This window comes from Leuconostoc sp. JNUCC 76, assembly GCF_053667755.1.
Window position 1 is genome coordinate 164,792 of sequence record NZ_CM132206.1, and the last position, 21,340, is coordinate 186,131.

Sequence of the window (21,340 nt, forward strand, 5' to 3'; positions counted from 1 at the left end):
GGTTCCACCTATTTTTTAGAGGAAAATATGCTAAAATAAGTAGTAATGGTTAACGCGATAAAGATAGACAATTTAAAATATAGTTATGACGAACGCTCCTTATTCAACGATTTTAATTTAGAGATTGATGCTGGACAATGGGTTGCTTTGGTGGGACACAATGGCTCTGGTAAATCAACTTTGGCAAAATTGATTTTAGGGCTTTTAGTGGCAGAACAAGGTGATATTGATGTTTTTGATGAACGTCTGACTGTCGAAACTGTGCACCATGTCCGATCAAAAATTGGCATGGTTTTTCAAAATCCAGACAACCAATTTGTTGGTGCAACTGTTGCTGACGATGTTGCTTTTGGTCTAGAGAATATCCAGGTTGAAAGCTCGGAAATGCCTCAAAAAATAGATAATGCACTGACTATTGTTGGCATGCAAGAATTTAAAAATCGTGAGCCACATACACTGTCAGGTGGACAAAAGCAACGCGTTGCCTTAGCAAGTGTGTTAGCATTACAACCCAAGATTATTATTTTAGATGAAGCGACTGCAATGTTAGATCCTGATGGCCGTGCTACGGTCATGGAGACATTACAGGAATTAAAAAAGCAGTTTGGTAAAGAATTAACATTAGTGACTATTACGCACGATATGGATGAAGCAACACTCGCTGACCGAGTAGTGGTTATTAATGACGGGCAAAAAATCCTAGATGGTACACCAGCTGAAGTTTTTTCACAGCGGAAAACGCTACATGAAAATGGATTAGAACTACCTTTTGCTAATGAGTTAGCATTTCATTTAAACGAGAAACCTGATAAATATATGGACGAGAGAGAACTGATACAGTGGCTATCAACTTTGAACAAGTGAATTTTAGTTATGGTGCTGGTACAACTTTAGCGCAGCCAATTTTGCATGATATTAATGTAACGATACCGGATGGACAAGTAACGGCAATTATTGGTCAGACTGGTTCAGGTAAGTCAACTTTCATACAACATTTAAATGGTTTATTGAAACCCACAACAGGACGAGTAGTTATTGATGATTTTGTTTTGACGAGTGATTTGAAGGAAAAAAACTTGACCTCTTTGCGGGCCAGAGTGGGTATGGTTTTTCAATTTCCAGAAAATCAGTTGTTCGCAAATACAGTCTTAGAAGACGTCATGTATGCCCCAATAAATTTTGGTTATGCTAAAGCAGATGCTGAGAATGCGGCCAAAACTGCCTTAAAACGGGTGAATGTCTCTGAAAAGTTATGGCATAAATCACCTTTTGAACTTTCAGGTGGACAGATGCGTCGTGTTGCTATGGCAGGAACGTTGGCAAGTGACCCAGATATCATTGTTTTAGATGAGCCAGCTGCTGGCCTAGATCCAAAAGGGCAAAAAGAATTACTTACGATTGTGAGAGACCTGAAAGAAGCGGGTAAATTGGTAGTTTTCATTTCTCATCAGATGGATCATGTAATCGCTGTAGCTGATCATGTTATTGTAATGCATGAAGGTGGTGTTGCAGCAGAAGGAACCCCAGTTGAAATATTCAATAAGGATCTGGCATGGTTTAAAACGGTTGCTTTGGATTTGCCTAAGGCTGGACAGTTTGCGGAGCAGCTGCGTCAAAAGGGACATGTATTGCGTCATCGTCCATTATTATTGACGGAATTAGCGACTATGTTAAATGAGGAAAAACGGCATGAATAATATTATGATTGGCCGTTTTGTGCCAGGAGATTCTTGGATTCACCGTTTAGATCCAAGAACTAAAATGATTGGAACTTTTATTTTTATTTTTGTGATGTTGTGGTCAACATCATGGGCGACCTATGCATGGGCAGCGGCTTTCGTTGTTTTAGCAATACGCTTAACAAAGCAGCCATTTAGACTTTATTGGGATGGATTAAAACCAATTTTTTGGCTAATTCTATTTACAGTGATCTTACAGCTTTTTTTTACGCCAGGAACACCAGTATTATTACATGCTGGACCACTAAAAGTGACGGTTCCGGGAATTATTAATGCTATTTATGTTATGATTCGTTTTGTTTTAATCATTTTGATGTCAACAATTTTGACGTTAACAACGCCACCGACAAGTATTGCGAATGCGTTAGAATCTTTATTGAAGCCTTTGAAAAAGATCCACGTACCAGTAGCTGAACTTTCATTGATGCTATCGATTGCGCTACGTTTTGTACCACTGCTAATGGATGAAACGCAAAAAATCATGAATGCACAAAAGTCACGTGGTATGAGCTTTTCAACAGGGGGACCAATTAAAAGAGCCAAAGCTATTGTGCCATTACTTATTCCGCTGTTCGTGGGTGCATTACAACGAGCACTAGATTTAGCCAATGCGATGGAGGTTCGTGGGTTTCAAGACGCCACTCAACGAACAAAGTATCGTGTACTATCATACGGCAGCAATGATCGCATTGCGTTTATAGGATTAACCGGGTTTACGGTTATATTTATTGGTATTAAATTTTTTATAAAATGAGGCAATAAGAGGAGAAATCTATGCCGCGATATAAAGCAATTATAGCTTACGATGGTGCTGAATTCTTTGGGTTTCAATTGCAAACAAAAAACGGTGTTGAGTCTGTACGTACAGTTCAAGGAGAGCTTAATAAAGTCATCAATAAAATGGCAAAGAATCCATCACCGCAGATTAAAGTAGTAGGTGCATCGCGCACTGATACGGGAGTTCATGGTTTTGGTCAAGTAGTTCATTTTGATTTGCCATTCAATATTGATCCAGAAGGCGTGCGCAAGGGGATGAATACGTTGTTGCCATTTGATGTGGTTGTAAATCATGTAGAACATGTTTCTGATGACTTCCATGCACGATTTAATACACATTCCAAGCGGTATATTTATCGTGTATCTACGACTGACTACAAGGACCCCTTTAAACGCAAATATACAGGACATTTCCATTGGAAACTGGATATGAGCAAAATTAAAGCTGCTTTACCTGACTTATTAGGTGAGCATGATTTTGCTAGCTTTGCTGCCTCAGGAAATGAAACGGCTACAACTATTCGTTTGATTACTCGGGCTGACGTTGATGAGAAACCAGAAGAGCATGAGATAGTATTCACCTTTGAAGGGAATGCTTTCTTATATAATCAAATTCGTATTATGGTTGGTGTACTACTAGAAATTGGTACCGGAAAACGACCTGTACATGATATCGTTCGACTGATAGAAGTTAAGGATCGGGAACAAGCTAGGTATACTGCGCCAGCAAGTGGCCTATACTTGGACGAGATTGATTACAATTGAACAATATTTGTTATAATGAAACCAGTACTACTTTAAGGGGGAGTAATTATGACATTTTTTGAAGAATATATTCAAGCTTCGCGAGGGCTTGTTTTCGTGGCAACCACTAGAGATAATCAACCAAGTATTCGAATTATGGGATTTGCGGTCAGTCCAGAACGTGAAAATCTATGGTACTTTAACGTTGATCCGACATCATATAAAGTTCATGATATCGATAATAATGACAAGGTAGCTATCATTACGCCATTTAATGAAAATGGCGCACGTATTGAATCAAATAATGCAACTATGAGACGTTCTGATAAAACATGGGCAGATGTTAAACCATTATTTATTGACAACAAATCTTATATGCAGGGGCACCCAGATATCGAAAATGAGATTGTACTGGAACTCGACATTCATTCCGCTAGTCTTGCGTCATATGGGTATAAAAAAGATGTTAATTTTGAGTAAATTAATTGACATGAGACGCTTTTTTGGTTAAGATAGAAGACGGTATTGTTTACCTCACGATAAGCCCCGGAAACTTATTGTAAATGCTTAGCAAGGAACGGCTGAGTCAGTAAACAACTAATCAAAGGAGCGCAAACATGCGTACAACATTTTTAGCAAAACCAGGTGAAATCGAAAAGAAGTGGTATATTATTGATGCAAAAGACGTCGTTTTGGGACGTTTGTCAACAGTAGTAGCTTCAATTTTGCGTGGTAAGAACAAGCCAACGTTCACACCAAACGTTGACATGGGTGACAATGTCATCATCATCAATGCAAGCGAAGTTAAGTTGACTGGTAAGAAGGCCACTGATAAGGTTTATTATCACCACTCAAACCACCCAGGTGGTTTGAAGGCTCGCACAGCTGGAAACTATCGTGAATTCAACCCTGAAAAGTTGCTTGAATTATCAATCCACGGTATGTTGCCAAAGAACACTTTGGGACGTAAGCAAGGCTTGAACTTGCACGTGTATGCAGGATCAGAACACGATCACGCCGCACAAAAGCCCGAAGCACTTGACATCAACAAGTTAGTTTAAGAAAGGAGAATCTCAATTATGACTACAGCAGTACAATATGCCGGCACAGGTCGTCGTAAGAACTCAGTTGCTCGTGTACGTTTGGTTCCAGGTAATGGCCAAATCACAATGAACGGCAAGTCAATCGAAGAATATATTCCTTTTGCTAACTTGCGTGAAGTTGTTTTGCAACCATTTAACGTTACTGAAACATTAGGTAACTATGACGTATTAGTTAACGTTATTGGTGGTGGTTATTCTGGTCAAGCTGGTGCAACACGTCACGGTATCGCCCGTGCTTTGTTGACAGTAGATCCTGATTTCCGTGCAGCATTGAAGGCAGCAGGTTTGTTGACTCGTGACTCACGTATGAAGGAACGTAAGAAGCCAGGTTTGAAGAAAGCCCGTAAGGCATCACAATTCTCAAAGCGTTAATATTCTTATTATATCAGCGTTTAAAAAACACTTTTCTTTTATTGAAAAGTGTTTTTTTGATTTGCTATCACGTTGCTAATAATTAAAATATGATATACTGTTCATGAATTTAATCTTCATTTTGAAGCGCTTAAAGCTCTGTTTTTTCGTTTTTGTTTAGATACAGATAAATCATCTGAGGAGTACATCTATGAATTTTGACCAACTACTTTACGCTGAAGTTTTGGCTCAGCATAAATCTATGCAGAAAGCCGCTGATGTACTACACATCAGTAAGTCTGGACTAAGCATAGCCGTACATCAACTCGAAAATGAATTAGAAGTAACTCTTTTTGATAAATCATCATCTGGAACTAAGCTAACCTCCGAAGGAAGACAATTGTTGTCTTCTATTTCCGATATTTTACGTTTTAAAAATAATCTTGAGAAAACTGCTGCGATTGTTGCTAATCCTCAAAAGCATCAAAGGGTTTCAATTCATTACATGAACACAATGTTAAAACCTTTTATCAGCACCTTTATTGATAATTATGTCACTAAATTTGAAAATGTTCAGGTAAATATTAGTTGTCATGAATTTGAATCCATTGTTCATCGTGTACGTAGTCAAGAAATTGATGCAGGTTTTATCGCAATAAATAACATTAATGATGAAAGCATTGAAAATTTAGATTTTACACCAGTTTGTGATAGTAAGTTAGTTTTATTTTGCGCACCGGATAATCCGCTAAATGATTTGAATCGTCCGATATCTTTAACAGATTTAAAAAAACAAAAATTTAGTCTTTTCAATGATAAATTTCACGATGAAATTTTCGAAAGATTACAATTTCAGTGTGGACCATTATCACTTGTGTTAAGAGTGGATGATGCTTGGGCAATGAACCAAGCAATAATTGATTTAAACACCGTCTGTTTTGGTAGAATTGTTCAAGGAAACTTATCTAGTAATACAGATTTTTCGAAGCTTAAGATCATTGATATTGGTCATATTTTTGATGATGATTTCAAGCTCGGTTGGTTAACTAACCCAAATTATATGATATCCGAGAAAGCCCAAGAATTACTGAGAGATATTACTGCAGAAGTAAAAAAGGATGCTCAATAAAGAGCATCTTTTTAAGTTAATTTATTTTGTTCCGTCGTGTGTTACAGTGTCACCTAGCTTAACATCTGTGAGCGTTTTAAGATAGTCTATGCCAGGCATATCGAAATATGCTGTGTTTGCAAGTAGATCGATTAACCCTGGTGTTAGATGTGATTCTTTGACTGATTCTTCGTTGAATTCTAAGAAAATATGGTCAGCTTGACCTTTTTTGATTTTATAACCAATTTGATTGTCAATTAAAGTGGGGCGGCCTAAACTTACAATATCAACATATTGCAGAGCATCCTTCATTTTCTCAACTGTGTGGATACCGCCAGCAATCATCAGAAGAGCTGGATTTTTTACTCGTTCTCCGAGTAGTTGTGCATAGTTTTTATCAGAATCGGTTGGCGTCGCAGTATAGTCATTTGTTGAAAGGTGGATATAGTCAAATTCGAAATTTTCAGTCAATTGGTTAACTAGTGATTGAGCTTCGTGCCACGTATAGCCGATATTATCTTCGTGAACCTCTTCGGGGCTAATTCGATAACCGATAATAAAGTCTTTTGAGGCGTTTTCCTTGGCTACCTTGAATACTTCTCGTGCGACCTCGAGGGCAAAATTCATCCGTTTTTCAAGACTACCGCCCCAAAAGTCAGTGCGAACATTAGAATAAGCAGAAAAAAATTCTTGATGCAAATAATGATTTGCTCCGTGAATTTCTATACCATCAAAGCCACTATCAATTGCACGTTTTGTTGCGGTACCGAAATCTTTTACAATTTGCCAGACTTCATCTTCGGACAATTCGTGTAAAGGATAACTAATCCATGGAAAATCAATGTTTGAAGGTACCTCTACTTGTCCGCCGAGTGTATAGCGATACTGTGCCTCACGTCCAGAATGGACTAGTTGAAGAATAGCTTTATTGCCATCTTTTTTTAATTTCTCAGCAATTTTTTTAAATCCTGGGACAAAACTATCGTCATAAATTGCTAATTGTTCACGGTCGGGTGCCCAAGAACGTGATGGACCGCCATTAGGGCTGACACTCGTGTACTCAACAATTACCATACCAGCTGATTGTGAACGGGCATTATAGTAATCGATTGTGTCTTGTGTTACTTTTTCATTTAAGCCACTATTTGTCAGCATAGGTGACTGGGCAGTTCTAGTATCTATTGTTGCGCCATGCCGAAAAGTTACCTTGTCTGTTAATTTTTTCATTATAAGAACCTCCGTTTCATAAACAAAGTATAACACTTCACAAACTTTTGGGAATTTCTGAAAAATGAATGGATCATCAACTTTTATTGAACACAACAGAATTTGAACTTGATGCGATGTTTAATAATATATTCATTTTATATTCTTAATACATTAAAAAAATGGCTTCCTCACATGAAAAGATAGCTTTTTAAATTTTAAAATAATTATGCTTCATTCGATGTATTATGTCATTCGCTCATAAATGGTCCAAGCGATTAAGCATGTCAAAAACACAAGAATAAGCATATTTGTTAACATTACAATAACAAAAATGCTTATTCTTGTGATTTTTGTACTTATTGATAGACTGAAAAAGAATGTGGTTATGATTGTCAAAATCAAAAAAAGAGTAATGCTTGGTATGCTATTTTAAGTGTCAAACGGCTATTTTTTTCTTTCGTCACTGCTACTTAGATCAGCTGTTTTGATTTGATAGCCATCTTTCAAGCATTTTTGATACAGATGTTTGAGTAAATAAAATAATGCTCCCCTTGAAACACCAATTTTTTTTGCTAGAGATTCTTGCGTCAATTGAATCGGTTTTTTAACGAGTTGAACATTGTTATAAATTTTGATTGAGGGCTCTTGCAGTATTGAAGAGCAATCTACTTCACTTTTTTATGTAATCATAACATGTAATTATCAAAAAATGCTTGCCATGTGTCTCAGTATTTGGTATACTATTATAGTTGTTTGAGATATGGGAGTGTAGCGAAGTCTGGCTAAACGCGACGGACTGTAACTCCGTTCCTTCGGGTTCGTAGGTTCGAATCCTACCGCTCCCATTGCCGATAAAAGCTAACGGCAAAATAAATTAGCTATTGCCCCTTCGCCAAGTGGTAAGGCATCGGTTTTTGGTACCGACATGCGCTGGTTCGAATCCAGCAGGGGCAACTAATAAAGGGATCCGAAAGGATTCCTTTTTTTGTGCAAAATTTATTATAATATAAAGAAAAAAGCTATACAATTAAGTATAGCTTTTTAACGATGCAGCTGGCGGGAGTCGAACCCGCACGCCCTAAACGGGCACAGGATCCTTAATCCTGCGCGTCTGCCAATTCCGCCACAGCTGCAAATATGAATTGACAACTATATAATTATACCCATTAAATCTAATCTCGTCAATAGATATTCAATGACAGCGAGCGTGTAATTTTGATAGAATAGAAGTAATGGAGAAAATACATGAGATTTTTTAATCGAAAAAAAACAGAAGTAATCACACCAGAAATACAAGCTCATAATGAAGCTTTACAAAATGAAAATGATGATTTATTAGATCAAATTGAAGCTTTGAAATTAGATGTTTCAGAACTGAAATCGGAAAACCAACATTTGACCGAACGCCTTTCACGTAGCAAGTACCAGCAAAAGTTAACTAAAACAGGTGGCGGGCTGGCCGTTTTGTTCATTAGCTACATGTTGCTATCTTTACTTGGTGAACCTTCTCGTTATATGATTTGGTTATTATTAATTGAAGCGGTCTTTATTTTTATGATGCTTAGAGGAGACGAAAAATGAGTCAACATAATGCTTCACGAGTACCTTTTGTTGTTGCAAATTGGAAAATCAATAAGTTACATGCAGATGTAGCAGATTTTTTAAATAAAGTAAATGGTAAGGTGCCAGCCCAAAATATTGTAGAAACAGGCATTGCAGCACAAGATTTATTTTTATCAGACATGGTTCGTGCCACGGCAGACTCACCTATACATATTGTGGCCGAAAACGTCCATTGGGAAGACAGTGGTGCTTATACAGGAGAGACATCGCCAAAGGCTTTAAAAGACATAGGTGCAACTTATGTTTTGATAGGCCACTTTGAACGTCGTAAGTTTTTCAACGAAACTGATTCAACAGTTAATTTGAAAGTTACCGCAGCACTTAGAAATGGGTTGCGTCCAATCATTGATGTTGATGAAGATATGAGTACTTATGCACAGTTTATGGATGCAGAACCATCCGTTGCTCAGGTAGCCGCGGCATTGGCAGGAGTGTCTGTCGATCAAATTCGTAATGTCACACTTGCTTATGAGCCTACTTGGGCAATTGGTTCTGGAGAAGCTGCGAGTGCTGTGCAAGCACAAAAAGCGGCCCATTTGATACGACAAACACTAGCTAAGTTATATTCACCAGTTATTGCCGAACAAGTACGTGTTTTGTACGGCGGTTCTGTTACACCTGATAATGCGCGTGAAATTATGTTGCAAAAAGATATTGATGGCGTTTTGGTAGGTACATCGGCACTTGATCCAGAAAAGTTTTTGCAGCTTGTTGCAATCGCACAAGATCCTGAAGTACCTGATTTTAACATTGAAAATACATGAAGAAAGCCAACAGTTTCTGAACACTACATCTGTTTATGTGTTTAGTAAATTTTTGGCTATGACTCTTGCCCTGTGATATAATATACATGGTATATAACCGAAAACCAAAGGAGAATTAAAACATGTCTTTAATCACTGATATTATCGCACGTGAAGTCCTTGACTCACGTGGAAACCCTACACTTGAAGCTGAAGTTATCACAGAATTAGGTGGCTTTGGTCGTGGAATGGTGCCTTCAGGTGCATCAACAGGTGAACACGAAGCTGTTGAATTACGTGATGGAGACAAGTCACGTTTTGGCGGCAAGGGAACAACAAAGGCTGTTGCCAATGTTAACGATGCTATCGCTAAGGCTTTGGTTGGTAAGTTCGACGTAACTGACCAACGTGCAATCGATCAAGCTATGATCGAACTCGACGGTACAGAAAACAAGGGTAAGTTGGGTGCAAACGCTATTTTAGCAGTTTCAATCGCAGCTGCTCGTGCAGCTGCTGATGAATTAGGTGTACCTTTGTTCTCATACCTGGGTGGTGCAAATTCATACGTATTGCCAACACCTATGATGAACGTTATCAATGGTGGTGCTCACTCAGCAAACAAGGTTGACTTCCAAGAATTCATGATTATGCCTGTTGGTGCACCAACAGTTAAGGAAGCAATTCGTTACGGTTCAGAAACTTTCCATGCTTTGAAGAAGTTATTAGAAGCTGATGGTAAGGCAACTTCAGTTGGTGATGAAGGTGGATTTGCACCTGACTTCGCTGATAACGAAGAACCTTTGAAGTATTTGATCCGTGCGATCGAAGCCGCTGGTTACAAGCCTGGTAAGGACATCGCAATTGCTGTCGATGTTGCTTCATCAGAATTGTATGATGCAGAAACAAAGACATATAAGTTGCGTTGGTCAACTGGAGAAGAATTCACAACACCTGAATTCATCAAGTATCTTGAAGATTTGGCAGATCGTTACCCAATCATTTCAATCGAAGATCCTATCGACGAAAACGAATGGGAAGACTGGGCTACAATTACTGCAGAATTGGGCAAGAAGGTTCAATTGGTTGGTGATGATTTCTTCGTTACTAACACACAATACCTTGAAAAGGGTATCAACATGGGCGCTGCTAACTCAATCTTGATCAAGGTTAACCAAATCGGTACTTTGACAGAGACTTTCGAAGCTATCGAAATGGCTAAGGAAGCTGGTTACACGGCTATTGTTTCTCACCGTTCAGGTGAAACAGAAGACACAACAATTTCTGACTTGGTTGTTGCTACAAACGCTGGTCAAATCAAGACAGGTTCATTGTCACGTACTGATCGTATTGCTAAGTACAACCAATTGATCCGCATCGAAGAATTGTTGGACACAACTGCTAAGTATAAGGGTATCCATTCATTCTATAACTTGTCAGCTGCTGCTCGCGAAACAATTGAAAACAAGTAAAAAATTAAATCGGCCATTTGGCCGTTTTTTTATACATAAAATTTTGATATGAACATATGATCGGAAAGAAGAATAATATGGTCGCTAAAATAAAACGTTGTGCGTGGGTGAATAATTACCAATACTCAAAACTTATGACAGATTATCATGATAAAGAGTGGGGCCAACCAAATCAATATAGTGATAGTCAGTTATTTGAATTGTTAACGTTGGAGGTGTTTCAGGCAGGATTGAGTTGGGAAACTTCTTTAAAACGACGTTCTGCAATGATTAAAGCTTTTTACGCGTTTGATATAGATCGAGTTGCGGAAATGACCGAGAAAGATATTTTACGACTAAAAACTAATCCCGAGATTATTAATAATACGTTGAAAATTACTGCCACTATTCATAATGCCAAAATAATCAAGCAATTATCTAGTTATGCATTTGATAGCCTTTCTGACTATATGTGGTCATTTACCGATGGTCAAGTTATTAATCACCACATTACTGATAGTATCGAAGTTCCAAGTCAAAATGAATTGTCACAACGTGTTTCAAAAGATATGAAAAAGCGCGGGTTTAAATTTATTGGTCCTGTAATTGTTTATTCTTATATGCAGGCAATGGGCATTATTAACGATCACGAACAAACTTGTAGTTTTAATCCAGATCATTTTTAATCATTGTTGCCTTTACATTTTTCTAACACAACTACAATATCAAATGTGATAAACTTACCTTAGAGGGCTCAATATATGGCAAAATTACAGGGCGTTATTCTTCTGAACACTGATGCTGCTGCGTTGCAGATTGTTGATAGTCATGGGCGTCAAATTGAGCATGTTAAACGTGAGTATAGTGAAAATGACCTAGCATTGGCAAGCTTTTCTACTGAAGTCATGCAACGTGCATTGACACAATTACAACGGTTTCAACAATTACTCCGTGATTATGGTGTAGTTGACGTTAAACTATATGGAAGTGAAAATCTTTCTAAAATGCTCAATGCTATCTACTTCGTTGATCAGGTCGAGAATTTGACCGGTCTTGAATTACTTTGGCTTAATGCGAACCAAGAGAACTATTATCGGCAACTTGCATTACGTATAAATGATGAAAAAATTTTAAATGAACGATATGCTTTTGTTTTAGGTATTAGTTCTACACGAATTGATTTGTCTTATTTTGAAAATAATCAATTTAAATTTTCACAGCATTCAGCAGTAGGACCGGTTCGATTGACACAATCTATTCGAAATATGGCAGCGGAAATCACCGAAATACCTGATTTAATACCAGAATTTATTGACAGTAAATTGGCTGATTTCTGGCATATGTTACCTCCTTTTCAACCAACAGATACAGTGGTTTTACTTGGTGCAGATGTTTTAAACCATCTCTTTCTTAACAAAAAAAATAAAACGACAATCTTAAAGTCAGAGTTACAGTCATTGATTGCTAGTTTTAGCCAGATGAATAAGCAAGCTTTTGCTGAACAATATAATATTGAACCAAATGACATTTGGATGGTCTTTATGGAGGCTGTTTTGGTAGTACAGGTTATGACAGCTGTTGGAGCAAATAATCTTCATATTAGTAATTTAACTGTGTTAGATGGCTTGGTAATTAAAGATAATAATGCGCAAAACGATATTATTACTGCAGCACGAGGAATTGCCGATCGTTATATGGTTGAAGAGAAGCACCGTGAAATTGTACTTAAGTATGGTTGGCGTCTATTTGATCGATTGAAGAAAATCCATCGTTTGAACGCTCGAGATCGTTTATTATTAGGTGTCGCTGCTTTGACACATGATGTTGGCAGTTTTATTAATTCTCAAAAACACTATCAATACTCGGAAGAGATTCTCGAAGGTATTGATTTTCATGGCTTATCTACATCGGAACAACGAATAATTGCATCGATTGCACGTTACCACAGCGCTGAAACACCGGATAATGCATTAAGGTCAACTCAAGATTTTTCACCACGACAACGAATTCGTATTGCTAAAATGGCCGCTTTATTACGTTTAGCTGATGCACTAGATGATAGTAGACTTCAAAAAATAAGTAAGCTAACGGTGTCTATTACTTCAGAAAAAGTCACCGTTACAGGGCAAACGACAGCAGACCTACAGCTAGAAATTTATATATTTACCCAAAAAGCACATTTTTTTGAGGCGGTTTTCGGATTGCCAATCGTTTTGAAACGTCAAGGGAAAAGGAGCTGAGAAAATATTATGACCGATTTAAAGCAATCTAAATACTATGTGAATCGTGAAATTAGTTGGTTAGGTTTCAATAAACGTGTGCTTGAAGAAGGCCGTGATACTCAAAATCCAATATTAGAAAGAGCTAAGTTTCTAGCCATCACTCAGAAAAACATGGACGAATGGTTTATGGTTCGGGTAGCTAGTTTACAACAGCAAATGCTTGTTGGTCATGATAAGTTAGATGCGTCTGGTTTGTCTCCGAAACAACAACTGGTCAAAATTGCTGCGGTAGCGGGAGAACAAATTAAAAATCAATATCAAGTGTTAACTAGAAGTATCATTCCTTCAATGAAGAAATTGGGATTTGAAATGCTTCATGCTGATGACTTAACTGATCAACAATTTAATTTCTTAAGAGAATTTTTTGAAAGAGAACTCCGACCTGTTTTGACGCCGATGGCCATTGATAGCACACGACCATTTCCTTTTTTAGCAAACGACACCTTAAATATTGGTGTTCGTTTAAAAAAGAATGATGAACAATCAGAAAAGCATATTGCTGTGTTGCAAGTGCCTGAAACTTCTGGACGTGTTATTGCATTGCCTGAAGAAAATAAAATTATTCTAGTTGAAGAGGTTGTGCAACTATTTTTAGATGCCCTTTTCCCAGGATACACTATCAAAGAATCGAATGTTTTTCATATTTTGCGTGACATGGAGTTAGATGTTGCTGATGATGAGGATACGCCTAACATTTTGCAAGAAGTACAAACTAAGTTACAGGAACGCGAGCGAGGCCGTGTAATTCGTGTAATTGTTAGTGCTAATACTGGCAAAATGCTGATGTCAAAACTCATTAAAGCATTACAAGTTCCTGATGATCGGATTTATGAAGTAAGTGGACCAATTGATTTAACTTTTATTAATTCATGGTTAAAACTAATCGATGCTCCTTCATTAGAATATGCACCATTTCATGGCTATGAAAATCCAGATTTGTCTTCTGAAAAAATATTTAATAGTATTCGAAAACGTGATTATTTGTTGCACCATCCGTATGATTCTTTTAAACCAGTGGTTCAATTTATCAAAACAGCTGCAAAGGATGACAATGTTCTTGCTATTAAAATGACTTTGTATCGGGTATCTGGAAACTCACCCATTATTAAAGCCTTATCAGACGCCGCACAAAGAGGAAAACAAGTAACTGTTTTACTTGAGATTAAGGCTCGTTTTGATGAAGAGAATAACGTTCATTGGGCTCGTGAACTGGAACAAAAAGGTGTTCATGTTGTCTATGGTTTACGTGGCTTAAAAGTGCATGCTAAAATGGCTATGGTTGTGCGACGTGAAGATGATACAATTAGGCGCTATGTTCACTTGGCTACTGGCAATTATAACGATGTTACGGCAAACTTTTATACAGATCTTGGACTACTAACTGTTGATAGTGAGTTGGGCGCCGATGTGGCTGCGATTTTTAATATTTTAACGGGATATTCTGACCCTAGCTTTTTTCATCAATTGCATATGTCACCAAATGGCATTCGTGAGTTTATTTATGAAAAAATAAATATTGAAATTATGAACGCCAAAGCAGGTAAATCTTCGGGTATTAAAATGAAATTTAATTCTTTATCTGATGAAAGGATGGTTAGACATTTATATGAGGCAAGTGAAGCAGGGGTTCCAGTTGAATTAATTGTTCGTGGAATTACAATGCTTAAGGTTGGAATTCCAAAAATTAGTGAGACAATTAAAGTGCATTCAATTGTGGGGCGTTTTTTGGAGCACAGTAGAATCTTCATTTTCAATAATGATGATAATCCATTGGTTTACTTGTCATCAGCTGATTTAATGGCAAGAAATTTGAACCGCCGTGTTGAGTTATTGTTTCCTATTCGAAATACAAATCTGTCTCAAAAAGTGATTAATATTTTTGAGATTATGTGGGCAGATAATGTTAAAACCCGTGTGCTACAAGCGGATGGTTCGTTTGAAAAAATTGATAGAAGGGGGCTTGCCTCTGTTAATGCCCAAGAAATGTTCGTAGCAGAATCTATGGCAAAACAAATTGAATTAAAACAGCAAGAAGAACGGGAAAACGCTCAAAAAGAATTTGAGCCGATTAATAACCCGTTTATAGGAGGTGAAGAATGACTGTTATAGCAGTAATTGATTTAGGGTCAAACTCAGTACGTATGACGATTAGTAAATATCATCAAGATGGTCATTATGAAGTGTTGAGTCGATTGCAAGAGATGGTACGTCTTTCTGAAGGAATGGGTGAAAACAAAGTTTTACAACCAGAAGCAATCAAACGAACGCTAAATGCCTTAAAAAATTTTAAGAAAACACTTGAAGAATATCCAAAAGCAAACATACATGCTGTTGCTACAGCCGCTGTAAGGCAGGCCACAAATCAAGAAAACTTCTTATCAGAGTTTGAAAAAACGATGGATTTCCCACTTCAAGTTTTAACTGGTGAGGAAGAGGCACACTATGATTATGTTGGAATTGTTAACACATTAAGTATTAATGATGCTTTGATTTTGGATACAGGTGGCGCATCCGCAGAGTTGATTTTAGTTAGAAACAAAGAATCAGTACACGAAATTAGTCTTCCTATTGGCGCAGTGACGATTAGTGAAATGTTTCTTGAAAAAAATGTTGTTAACGCGGCATCATTGTTTAAGGCAACAGTTGCAATAAGACAAATGTTTGGGGATGTTTCGTGGCTGAATGATGCCATGCATTTACCTTTAGTTGCATTGGGAGGCAGCAATCGTACCTTGGCTAAAATTTCTCGACGCCAGAGAAAAATTACTGATATGCCGATTCATGGATATCATTTAAGTATGCAAGATGCGACCAACATATATCAAGAAATATTAAGCAAAAATCTAGTTGAACGTCAAAAGATGGCTGGCTTGGCTAAGGATCGTGGCGACATTATTGTTGGTGGGTTGTTACCGTTGATAGAATTACTGATTTTACTCGGTGGACAACAAGTCATTTTTTCACAAGCAGGATTGCGTGAAGGTATATTATTTGAAACAATTAGACAAGAGACAGGCCAACAAGTTATTGCACCAGAACCTGCTTCAATGACGGTAGATTAATAAAAAGCAACCAAGAATCTCTTGGTTGCTTTTTATTTTAATTAATGATCTACCCGGGAGTCGAACCCGGATTTCAAGAACCGGAATCTTGCGTGCGATCCATTACACTAGCAGATCATAACTATTCAATTATAGCTTATTTTACTGGAATTTCAAAGTAAGTTTCATCACCAACATTAAATGATACGTTCCCAGAGAACTGATTGGTCAAACTTGTTTGAAACCGAGTTAATTCTTCCTCAGATACTGGTACTACGATGTGAATATTTGTATCATATTGGGTGTCTATTATTTGATAATTATGGTTGTTTAGCCAATAATTTAGTGTTTCACCATGCTTATAATCAATGCTGATAGTAACTTTCAAACGAGTCAATCGTTCTACAAAATCAATCGATTCAAGACCTTGGGAAACTGTTCCAGAATAAGCACGAATTAGTCCGCCAGCACCTAACTTGATGCCACCAAAGTAGCGGGTTACAACGGCGACAACATCATGCAGTTCTTTTTTCTGTAAGACTTCTAGCATAGGGACACCAGCAGTACCGCTGGGTTCACCATTATCACTATAGCGTTTAATGCTATTATTGTCACCTAAAACATAAGCAAAAACATTATGGCTGGCTTTATAGTGAATTTTATTTATTTTTTCTATAAAATCTTGAGCATCATTTTCGGAAGTGACACGTGCCATGTTTAAAATGAAACGTGATTTTTTAATTTCTTTTTCCCATGTGAATGTTTTGGGCTTAATTGTGAAATATTTTACCATATAACGTATTATACAGCATGAATGATGAATATTTCTATGGTCGTCAAATTGTCCAGCCAAAAGTGGAAACAACGACTAAACATATTATTGAACCTTTTTTTGGAAAGAAGTGTCAACGGTGCGGACAGAAGAACACCGAAGAATTGCCTAACCAACATTATTATTGTAATGCTTGTTTGATATTAGGGCGAGTTAGTTCTCTTGATAATTTAGTTTCGTTACCGGAACCAAATCAATTTTCTGGTACTGCTAAAATGACGTGGCAAGGTGAATTGACGCAACAACAAGAAAAAGTTAGCAATGAACTATTGGTGACTTTGTCTCAAAAAGGGGAACATTTAGTGTGGGCGGTTACTGGTGCGGGTAAAACTGAAATGTTATTTCCGGTTATCCACAAAGCATTGTGTCAAAGACTTCGTGTAGCGATTGTTTCACCACGCGTAGATGTCATTGTGGAGTTAGCACCACGAATTCAGTCGGCATTTAAAGAAACTGAGCTAATGATATTACATGGCAACCAAAAAGAGAACTATCAATATACGCAGTTAGTTTTAGCGACCACGCATCAGATGTTGCGATTTTATCATGCATTCGATCTTCTTATCGTCGATGAAGTTGATAGTTTTCCGTTTGCAGGGGATGCCATGCTGGCTTATGCGGTGAATAAAGCCCGAAAGGGAAACAGTGCCTTAATTTATTTAACTGCGACACCAACAATAGCAATGCGAAAAAAAGCAGGTAAAAAATTACCGACCTCTTATTTGCCATTAAGATTTCACCAGCATGTCTTACCTGAAATAAAAGTAAAATTAGTTAATAACTGGCGTAAAAGGCTACCGAACGTCATCAAGAAACAAATTATTCAGCTCATTACATCTAAACAACGATTTTTAATTTTTGTGCCAAAAGTTTCTGATTTGAAACCGCTACATCAAAAATTGCATCAATTATTTCCAAATGTCCAAAGTGATTACGTACATGCAGCTGATCCATTTCGACAAGATAAAGTTAAAAAAAATGCGTAATGAAAAGTTACAATATTTAATTACGACTACAATATTAGAAAGAGGGGTTACTTTTCCAAGAATAGACGTATTAATTATAGGAGCGGACGATAAAACATTTAGTGAAAATGCGCTTGTTCAAATTGCAGGTCGTGTAGGACGTAGCGCTGACCGACCCACTGGTTTAGTACAAGCATATGTACAACATATTAATTTAAAGGTTAGGGCAGCACAAAAACAGATTGTCATGATGAATCGTCGTGGGAAAAAATTAAAGTGTAGAATGGACAGCTAAAAAAGGAGAAGCTATGCATTGCGCATTGTGTCAAACACAAATATTTGAAGTAAATTCATTTTTGCAGTTTTTTGGCCTAATAAGACATGAAAATAGTGTGTTGTGTGAAAGTTGTCGTCACACTTTTGATGCAATCAATGATCAACGTTGTCCAGCGTGCGGACGACAGCAACTAAATACTGGCACATGTTACGACTGCCAAAGATGGCAATTGAATAATAGACCCATCCTTCATCATCGGGCACTGTATCAATACAACGACGCCATGCGACTATTTATGCAACAATATAAATTTAATGGTGACTACAAACTACGTAAAATTTTTAATCGTGAGTTAATAAACTTAGTTCATACTTCAGATATGGATTTGGTAGTAGCAATTCCTGTTAGCCATCATACGATGATGACACGTGGATTTAATCAAGTAGCTAGTCTGTTAGAGGGCATTGAATTGACAGATGCCTTACAAGTTAAGGTAACGAAAAAAATGCAACAATCACATTTTAATCGTAGAGCTCGCATGAAAAGGGAACAGCCATTTTCCATAATCGACGAAAAAATTATTGAAGGACAAAGTATTTTACTTGTAGATGATGTATATACGACGGGTAATACATTGCACCATGCCGCCGACTTATTATTAACACATGGCGCTGATTCTGTGAAAAGCATTTCATTGGCACGATAAAAATGAAGAAATTGTAATTTCACGGTAAACGCTTACAGATATGTTATAATGATGATAGAACCAATATATAATAACTGACTTGATGATAATATTTAGAATTTTATCATTAAAGAAGGAAATTTGGAGGAATTAGTTTATGTTAGATTACAATGTACGTGGTGAAAATATCACAGTCACAGATGCAATTCGTGAATATGTGGAAAAGCGCTTGACGAAATTAAATCGTTATATCGAAGAAAATGCCAAGGCCAACGTTAACTTGCGCACATACAAGTCTGACAATTCTGGTAAGGTTGAAGTTACTATTGTGTTACCTTATGTAGTTTTGCGAGCTGAAGATACTAATCAAGATTTATATGCAGCTGTTGATAATGTTTCTGAAAAAGTAGAACGACAAATTCGTAAGTATAAGACAAAGATTAATCGTAAATCCAGAGAAACTGGATTTAAAGGTATTGATTCAAAGGGTGAAATTCCTGAGGAAGAGGTAGATGACTCTGCTCTACAAATTGTTCGTACTAAGCAGGTTGATTTGAAACCTATGTCACCTGAGGAAGCTGCCTTGCAAATGGATTTACTAGGACATGTGTTCTTTATCTTCAAAGATGCAGAGTCAAATACTGATTCAGTAATCTATAAGCGAGCTGATGGAAAGTATGGCTTGCTTGAAACAGCTGAATGATATTCGTCATTGTGTGTTATAAATTGCAAAGTGGGGAACATTTTTCCATAATTTAGTTAAGAAACGTAAAAGTTTATAAAGTTATCCACAAGGCCACTTCAATTGCGTATGCTATATTAAGCAGAGTTTAAATTGAAGAGGTCTTTTATGTTTGGTTGGCAAACGATATTAAAAAATAAACACAGTTTAGTTAAGTGGCTATTAGCAATGGTGATTCCAGTAATTTTAGTTGCTGGGTACCTTGGGGCAACTAGTCATGTAACACAGCATGCGAACCGTTTAAAGGTCGCTGTTGTTAATTTGGATAAGCCAGCGCGGTTTGAAGGTGAACAACAAAGCGTTGGTGCTAAATTGACTGATCAATTTAAGGCAAGTAAAAAGTTAGCGGTCAAAAATTATGGCTCAGAAAAGTCGGCTCGAGAAGCTTTAAAGTTGGGACAGGTTAGTAGCATTATTGTTTTCCCAAATAAGATGACTCAGCAGTTGGCCAATTTTAAGAGTTCAGGCAAGAACGTGAATGTTAAGCAAGTCATAGCTACTGGTAATAATCAGTTTGCTACACAATATACGAGACGTGTACTCGAAGACTTGGTTAATGAAGCCAATGTAAAGCTGAGCATGGGTATCTCAAACGATTCTACCTTGAAAAATTTAGCAAAGCAAAGCAATAGTCTAGCGGACAAAACATCCGATTTGCAAGCCAATTTACAGGCCGTTGGGAATGCTATTGATACAGATACAGCTAAAGATTTGCAAACAGATGCGAGTGATTTAGCAACACAGTTAGCAACTTATTCTGTTGAGCTTAATACGGCCATTAGTAATAGTGATACCGACAAAATTAAAGAAGCAGCAGCTAAGATAAACGACGTTTCCTACAAAATGCAAACAACGGTAGTAGGAGGAATTAGTAATATTGTTGTGAATTTGAATAATACACAAGCTTTGAGCCAGAAGTCTGGTATTATCCAAATCGAAGCTACATCCGTAAAAAATGGTCAAACTGCTGTCTCCAATAAATTAAAATCATTGCTTGGAGATAAATCCGAGACGACCACTACCTTGACGCAGATGCTTACGCTAAACACAACTGACATTAAGTCAGTTAAAAACGATGGGCAAGTTATTTTGCCACAGGTATTGGCAGTTGGTGTGACAGTAATGGCAATACTATTTGGTTTGGTATTACCAATTAAACCAGAAAAACCAGAAGCACTTGCACTTGAACAATGGTGGGATAATTTCCAAATTGCTGGCATAATGAGTGTTGTAGGGGCTTTGTTAATGACAACCAGTGTAATATTTTGGAAAATACCAATGACTCATTTTTGGCTCATTGTAGGAGTTGTCGTACTAGCTCAGTGGACAATGTTGAGTTTCGTTTGGTACTTGAAACAACTATTTGGTCAAGCAGGCTGGTGGTTAGCTACAGGAATCTCTGTTTTACAACTGATTATAGTTGCTGTTGGTTATCCGGCAATTGTACAAGATATGGTATTTAGTATTTCTAGACCATTTTGGCCGTTAACAGCATTAACAAGTGCTGTCAACCACATTACTTTTGGTGGCGAAATACAGCAAAACGTAATGATATTAGTAATTTGGTGGATTATACTTACTATCTTATTAGTCTCACAGTATCGTTTTAGACAACGAAAAAGTTTGACAGAAAAAATTGCTGAATAAAAAGCGAGCACATTTGAGCTCGCT

At 37.2% G+C, this 21,340-nt stretch carries 20 protein-coding genes, 3 tRNA genes and 1 pseudogene; 21 read left to right on the top strand and 3 right to left on the bottom strand.

Annotation, left to right across the window (positions count from 1 at the left end):
- Positions 1-45: 45 nt before the first annotated feature.
- The 8 genes from JNUCC76_RS01005 to JNUCC76_RS01040 all read left to right on the top strand — a co-directional run bounded on the left by JNUCC76_RS01005 (position 46) and on the right by JNUCC76_RS01040 (position 5,843).
- Positions 46-864 carry an energy-coupling factor transporter ATPase gene (locus JNUCC76_RS01005; RefSeq protein WP_454155062.1) on the top strand — a complete coding sequence of 273 codons (819 nt, stop codon included), beginning with the start codon at positions 46-48 and terminating at the stop codon, positions 862-864.
- Positions 840-1,697 (top strand): energy-coupling factor transporter ATPase, encoded by an 858-nt coding sequence (locus JNUCC76_RS01010; protein ID WP_454155064.1) that lies wholly within the window; start codon positions 840-842, stop codon positions 1,695-1,697. The genes JNUCC76_RS01005 and JNUCC76_RS01010 overlap by 25 nt, the downstream gene beginning before the upstream one ends.
- Positions 1,690-2,493, top strand: a complete 804-nt coding sequence (locus tag JNUCC76_RS01015; protein ID WP_454155066.1) for an energy-coupling factor transporter transmembrane component T family protein — start codon at positions 1,690-1,692, stop codon at positions 2,491-2,493. The genes JNUCC76_RS01010 and JNUCC76_RS01015 overlap by 8 nt, the downstream gene beginning before the upstream one ends.
- Positions 2,494-2,513: 20 nt before the next feature.
- Positions 2,514-3,281, top strand: a complete 768-nt coding sequence (gene truA / locus JNUCC76_RS01020) for a tRNA pseudouridine(38-40) synthase TruA (RefSeq protein WP_454155068.1) — start codon at positions 2,514-2,516, stop codon at positions 3,279-3,281.
- Between the two features lie 48 nt (positions 3,282-3,329).
- Positions 3,330-3,740: a pyridoxamine 5'-phosphate oxidase family protein gene (locus tag JNUCC76_RS01025; RefSeq protein ID WP_454155070.1), complete on the top strand. Its 411-nt coding sequence runs from the start codon at positions 3,330-3,332 to the stop codon at positions 3,738-3,740.
- A gap of 137 nt (positions 3,741-3,877) precedes the next feature.
- A complete protein-coding gene (rplM, locus tag JNUCC76_RS01030; protein ID WP_002815997.1) occupies positions 3,878-4,321 on the top strand; it encodes a 50S ribosomal protein L13 in 444 nt (147 codons plus the stop codon).
- A gap of 18 nt (positions 4,322-4,339) precedes the next feature.
- A complete protein-coding gene (gene rpsI, locus JNUCC76_RS01035) occupies positions 4,340-4,735 on the top strand; it encodes a 30S ribosomal protein S9 (protein WP_002815996.1) in 396 nt (131 codons plus the stop codon).
- 190 nt (positions 4,736-4,925) lie between these two features.
- Complete coding sequence (locus JNUCC76_RS01040; RefSeq protein WP_454155073.1) at positions 4,926-5,843, top strand: LysR family transcriptional regulator; 918 nt, start codon at positions 4,926-4,928, stop codon at positions 5,841-5,843.
- A gap of 21 nt (positions 5,844-5,864) precedes the next feature.
- On the opposite strand, the gene JNUCC76_RS01045 is transcribed toward JNUCC76_RS01040, so the two are convergent.
- Positions 5,865-7,049, bottom strand: a complete 1,185-nt coding sequence (locus JNUCC76_RS01045; RefSeq protein ID WP_454155075.1) for an oxidoreductase — start codon at positions 7,047-7,049, stop codon at positions 5,865-5,867.
- Between the two features lie 744 nt (positions 7,050-7,793).
- Here JNUCC76_RS01045 and JNUCC76_RS01050 point away from each other — a divergent pair.
- Positions 7,794-7,876: transfer RNA gene (locus tag JNUCC76_RS01050), tRNA-Tyr, on the top strand.
- Between the two features lie 37 nt (positions 7,877-7,913).
- Positions 7,914-7,985: transfer RNA gene (locus JNUCC76_RS01055), tRNA-Gln, on the top strand.
- 94 nt (positions 7,986-8,079) lie between these two features.
- Here JNUCC76_RS01055 and JNUCC76_RS01060 read toward each other — a convergent pair.
- Positions 8,080-8,164: transfer RNA gene (locus JNUCC76_RS01060), tRNA-Leu, on the bottom strand.
- 112 nt (positions 8,165-8,276) lie between these two features.
- On the opposite strand from JNUCC76_RS01060, the gene JNUCC76_RS01065 reads away from it, so the two are divergent.
- The 7 genes from JNUCC76_RS01065 to ppx all read left to right on the top strand — a co-directional run bounded on the left by JNUCC76_RS01065 (position 8,277) and on the right by ppx (position 16,189).
- Positions 8,277-8,612 carry a hypothetical protein gene (locus JNUCC76_RS01065; protein WP_011679147.1) on the top strand — a complete coding sequence of 112 codons (336 nt, stop codon included), beginning with the start codon at positions 8,277-8,279 and terminating at the stop codon, positions 8,610-8,612.
- The gene (tpiA, locus tag JNUCC76_RS01070; RefSeq protein WP_072612966.1) at positions 8,609-9,418 is read left to right on the top strand and encodes a triose-phosphate isomerase; all 810 of its coding nucleotides are present in this window, start codon (positions 8,609-8,611) and stop codon (positions 9,416-9,418) included. Before JNUCC76_RS01065 ends, tpiA begins: the two co-directional genes overlap by 4 nt.
- A gap of 122 nt (positions 9,419-9,540) precedes the next feature.
- Positions 9,541-10,866 (top strand): phosphopyruvate hydratase, encoded by a 1,326-nt coding sequence (gene eno / locus JNUCC76_RS01075; protein ID WP_454155077.1) that lies wholly within the window; start codon positions 9,541-9,543, stop codon positions 10,864-10,866.
- Positions 10,867-11,000: 134 nt separating this feature from the next.
- Positions 11,001-11,531, top strand: a complete 531-nt coding sequence (locus JNUCC76_RS01080; RefSeq protein WP_454155079.1) for a DNA-3-methyladenine glycosylase I — start codon at positions 11,001-11,003, stop codon at positions 11,529-11,531.
- A gap of 75 nt (positions 11,532-11,606) precedes the next feature.
- A complete protein-coding gene (locus JNUCC76_RS01085; protein WP_454155081.1) occupies positions 11,607-13,085 on the top strand; it encodes a Ppx/GppA phosphatase family protein in 1,479 nt (492 codons plus the stop codon).
- 9 nt (positions 13,086-13,094) lie between these two features.
- Positions 13,095-15,227 carry an RNA degradosome polyphosphate kinase gene (locus JNUCC76_RS01090; RefSeq protein WP_454155083.1) on the top strand — a complete coding sequence of 711 codons (2,133 nt, stop codon included), beginning with the start codon at positions 13,095-13,097 and terminating at the stop codon, positions 15,225-15,227.
- Complete coding sequence (ppx, locus tag JNUCC76_RS01095) at positions 15,224-16,189, top strand: exopolyphosphatase (RefSeq protein WP_454155085.1); 966 nt, start codon at positions 15,224-15,226, stop codon at positions 16,187-16,189. The genes JNUCC76_RS01090 and ppx overlap by 4 nt, the downstream gene beginning before the upstream one ends.
- A 136-nt stretch (positions 16,190-16,325) precedes the next feature.
- On the opposite strand, the gene JNUCC76_RS01100 is transcribed toward ppx, so the two are convergent.
- Complete coding sequence (locus tag JNUCC76_RS01100) at positions 16,326-16,961, bottom strand: YigZ family protein (RefSeq protein ID WP_454155087.1); 636 nt, start codon at positions 16,959-16,961, stop codon at positions 16,326-16,328.
- A gap of 17 nt (positions 16,962-16,978) precedes the next feature.
- Here JNUCC76_RS01100 and JNUCC76_RS01105 point away from each other — a divergent pair.
- The 4 genes and pseudogenes from JNUCC76_RS01105 (at position 16,979) to JNUCC76_RS01120 (ending at position 21,316) form a co-directional block, all read left to right on the top strand.
- Positions 16,979-18,260 (top strand): annotated as a pseudogene (locus JNUCC76_RS01105) (ATP-dependent helicase ComFA).
- 277 nt (positions 18,261-18,537) lie between these two features.
- Positions 18,538-18,948, top strand: coding sequence for a ComF family protein (locus tag JNUCC76_RS01110; RefSeq protein WP_454155088.1), 411 nt, complete (start codon positions 18,538-18,540; stop codon positions 18,946-18,948).
- Positions 18,949-19,084: 136 nt separating this feature from the next.
- Positions 19,085-19,630 carry a ribosome hibernation-promoting factor, HPF/YfiA family gene (hpf, locus tag JNUCC76_RS01115; RefSeq protein ID WP_010291116.1) on the top strand — a complete coding sequence of 182 codons (546 nt, stop codon included), beginning with the start codon at positions 19,085-19,087 and terminating at the stop codon, positions 19,628-19,630.
- A gap of 147 nt (positions 19,631-19,777) precedes the next feature.
- Complete coding sequence (locus JNUCC76_RS01120) at positions 19,778-21,316, top strand: YhgE/Pip domain-containing protein (RefSeq protein ID WP_454155090.1); 1,539 nt, start codon at positions 19,778-19,780, stop codon at positions 21,314-21,316.
- Positions 21,317-21,340 lie beyond the last annotated feature (24 nt).

Excerpts from the sequence above, each read along its gene's own strand:
- JNUCC76_RS01065 (WP_011679147.1), top strand. The coding sequence starts at position 8,277 with ATGAGATTTTTTAATCGAAAAAAAACAGAAGTAATCACACCAGAAATA.
- tpiA (WP_072612966.1), top strand. The coding sequence starts at position 8,609 with ATGAGTCAACATAATGCTTCACGAGTACCTTTTGTTGTTGCAAATTGG.
- hpf (WP_010291116.1), top strand. The coding sequence starts at position 19,085 with ATGTTAGATTACAATGTACGTGGTGAAAATATCACAGTCACAGATGCA.
- JNUCC76_RS01025 (WP_454155070.1), top strand. The coding sequence starts at position 3,330 with ATGACATTTTTTGAAGAATATATTCAAGCTTCGCGAGGGCTTGTTTTC.
- JNUCC76_RS01085 (WP_454155081.1), top strand. The coding sequence starts at position 11,607 with ATGGCAAAATTACAGGGCGTTATTCTTCTGAACACTGATGCTGCTGCG.
- JNUCC76_RS01040 (WP_454155073.1), top strand. The coding sequence starts at position 4,926 with ATGAATTTTGACCAACTACTTTACGCTGAAGTTTTGGCTCAGCATAAA.
- JNUCC76_RS01015 (WP_454155066.1), top strand. The coding sequence starts at position 1,690 with ATGAATAATATTATGATTGGCCGTTTTGTGCCAGGAGATTCTTGGATT.
- JNUCC76_RS01005 (WP_454155062.1), top strand. The coding sequence starts at position 46 with ATGGTTAACGCGATAAAGATAGACAATTTAAAATATAGTTATGACGAA.
- ppx (WP_454155085.1), top strand. The coding sequence starts at position 15,224 with ATGACTGTTATAGCAGTAATTGATTTAGGGTCAAACTCAGTACGTATG.
- JNUCC76_RS01120 (WP_454155090.1), top strand. The coding sequence starts at position 19,778 with ATGTTTGGTTGGCAAACGATATTAAAAAATAAACACAGTTTAGTTAAG.
- JNUCC76_RS01080 (WP_454155079.1), top strand. The coding sequence starts at position 11,001 with ATGACAGATTATCATGATAAAGAGTGGGGCCAACCAAATCAATATAGT.
- eno (WP_454155077.1), top strand. The coding sequence starts at position 9,541 with ATGTCTTTAATCACTGATATTATCGCACGTGAAGTCCTTGACTCACGT.
- JNUCC76_RS01100 (WP_454155087.1), bottom strand. The coding sequence starts at position 16,961 with ATGGTAAAATATTTCACAATTAAGCCCAAAACATTCACATGGGAAAAA.
- JNUCC76_RS01090 (WP_454155083.1), top strand. The coding sequence starts at position 13,095 with ATGACCGATTTAAAGCAATCTAAATACTATGTGAATCGTGAAATTAGT.
- JNUCC76_RS01045 (WP_454155075.1), bottom strand. The coding sequence starts at position 7,049 with ATGAAAAAATTAACAGACAAGGTAACTTTTCGGCATGGCGCAACAATA.
- truA (WP_454155068.1), top strand. The coding sequence starts at position 2,514 with ATGCCGCGATATAAAGCAATTATAGCTTACGATGGTGCTGAATTCTTT.
- JNUCC76_RS01110 (WP_454155088.1), top strand. The coding sequence starts at position 18,538 with ATGCAACAATATAAATTTAATGGTGACTACAAACTACGTAAAATTTTT.
- rpsI (WP_002815996.1), top strand. The coding sequence starts at position 4,340 with ATGACTACAGCAGTACAATATGCCGGCACAGGTCGTCGTAAGAACTCA.
- rplM (WP_002815997.1), top strand. The coding sequence starts at position 3,878 with ATGCGTACAACATTTTTAGCAAAACCAGGTGAAATCGAAAAGAAGTGG.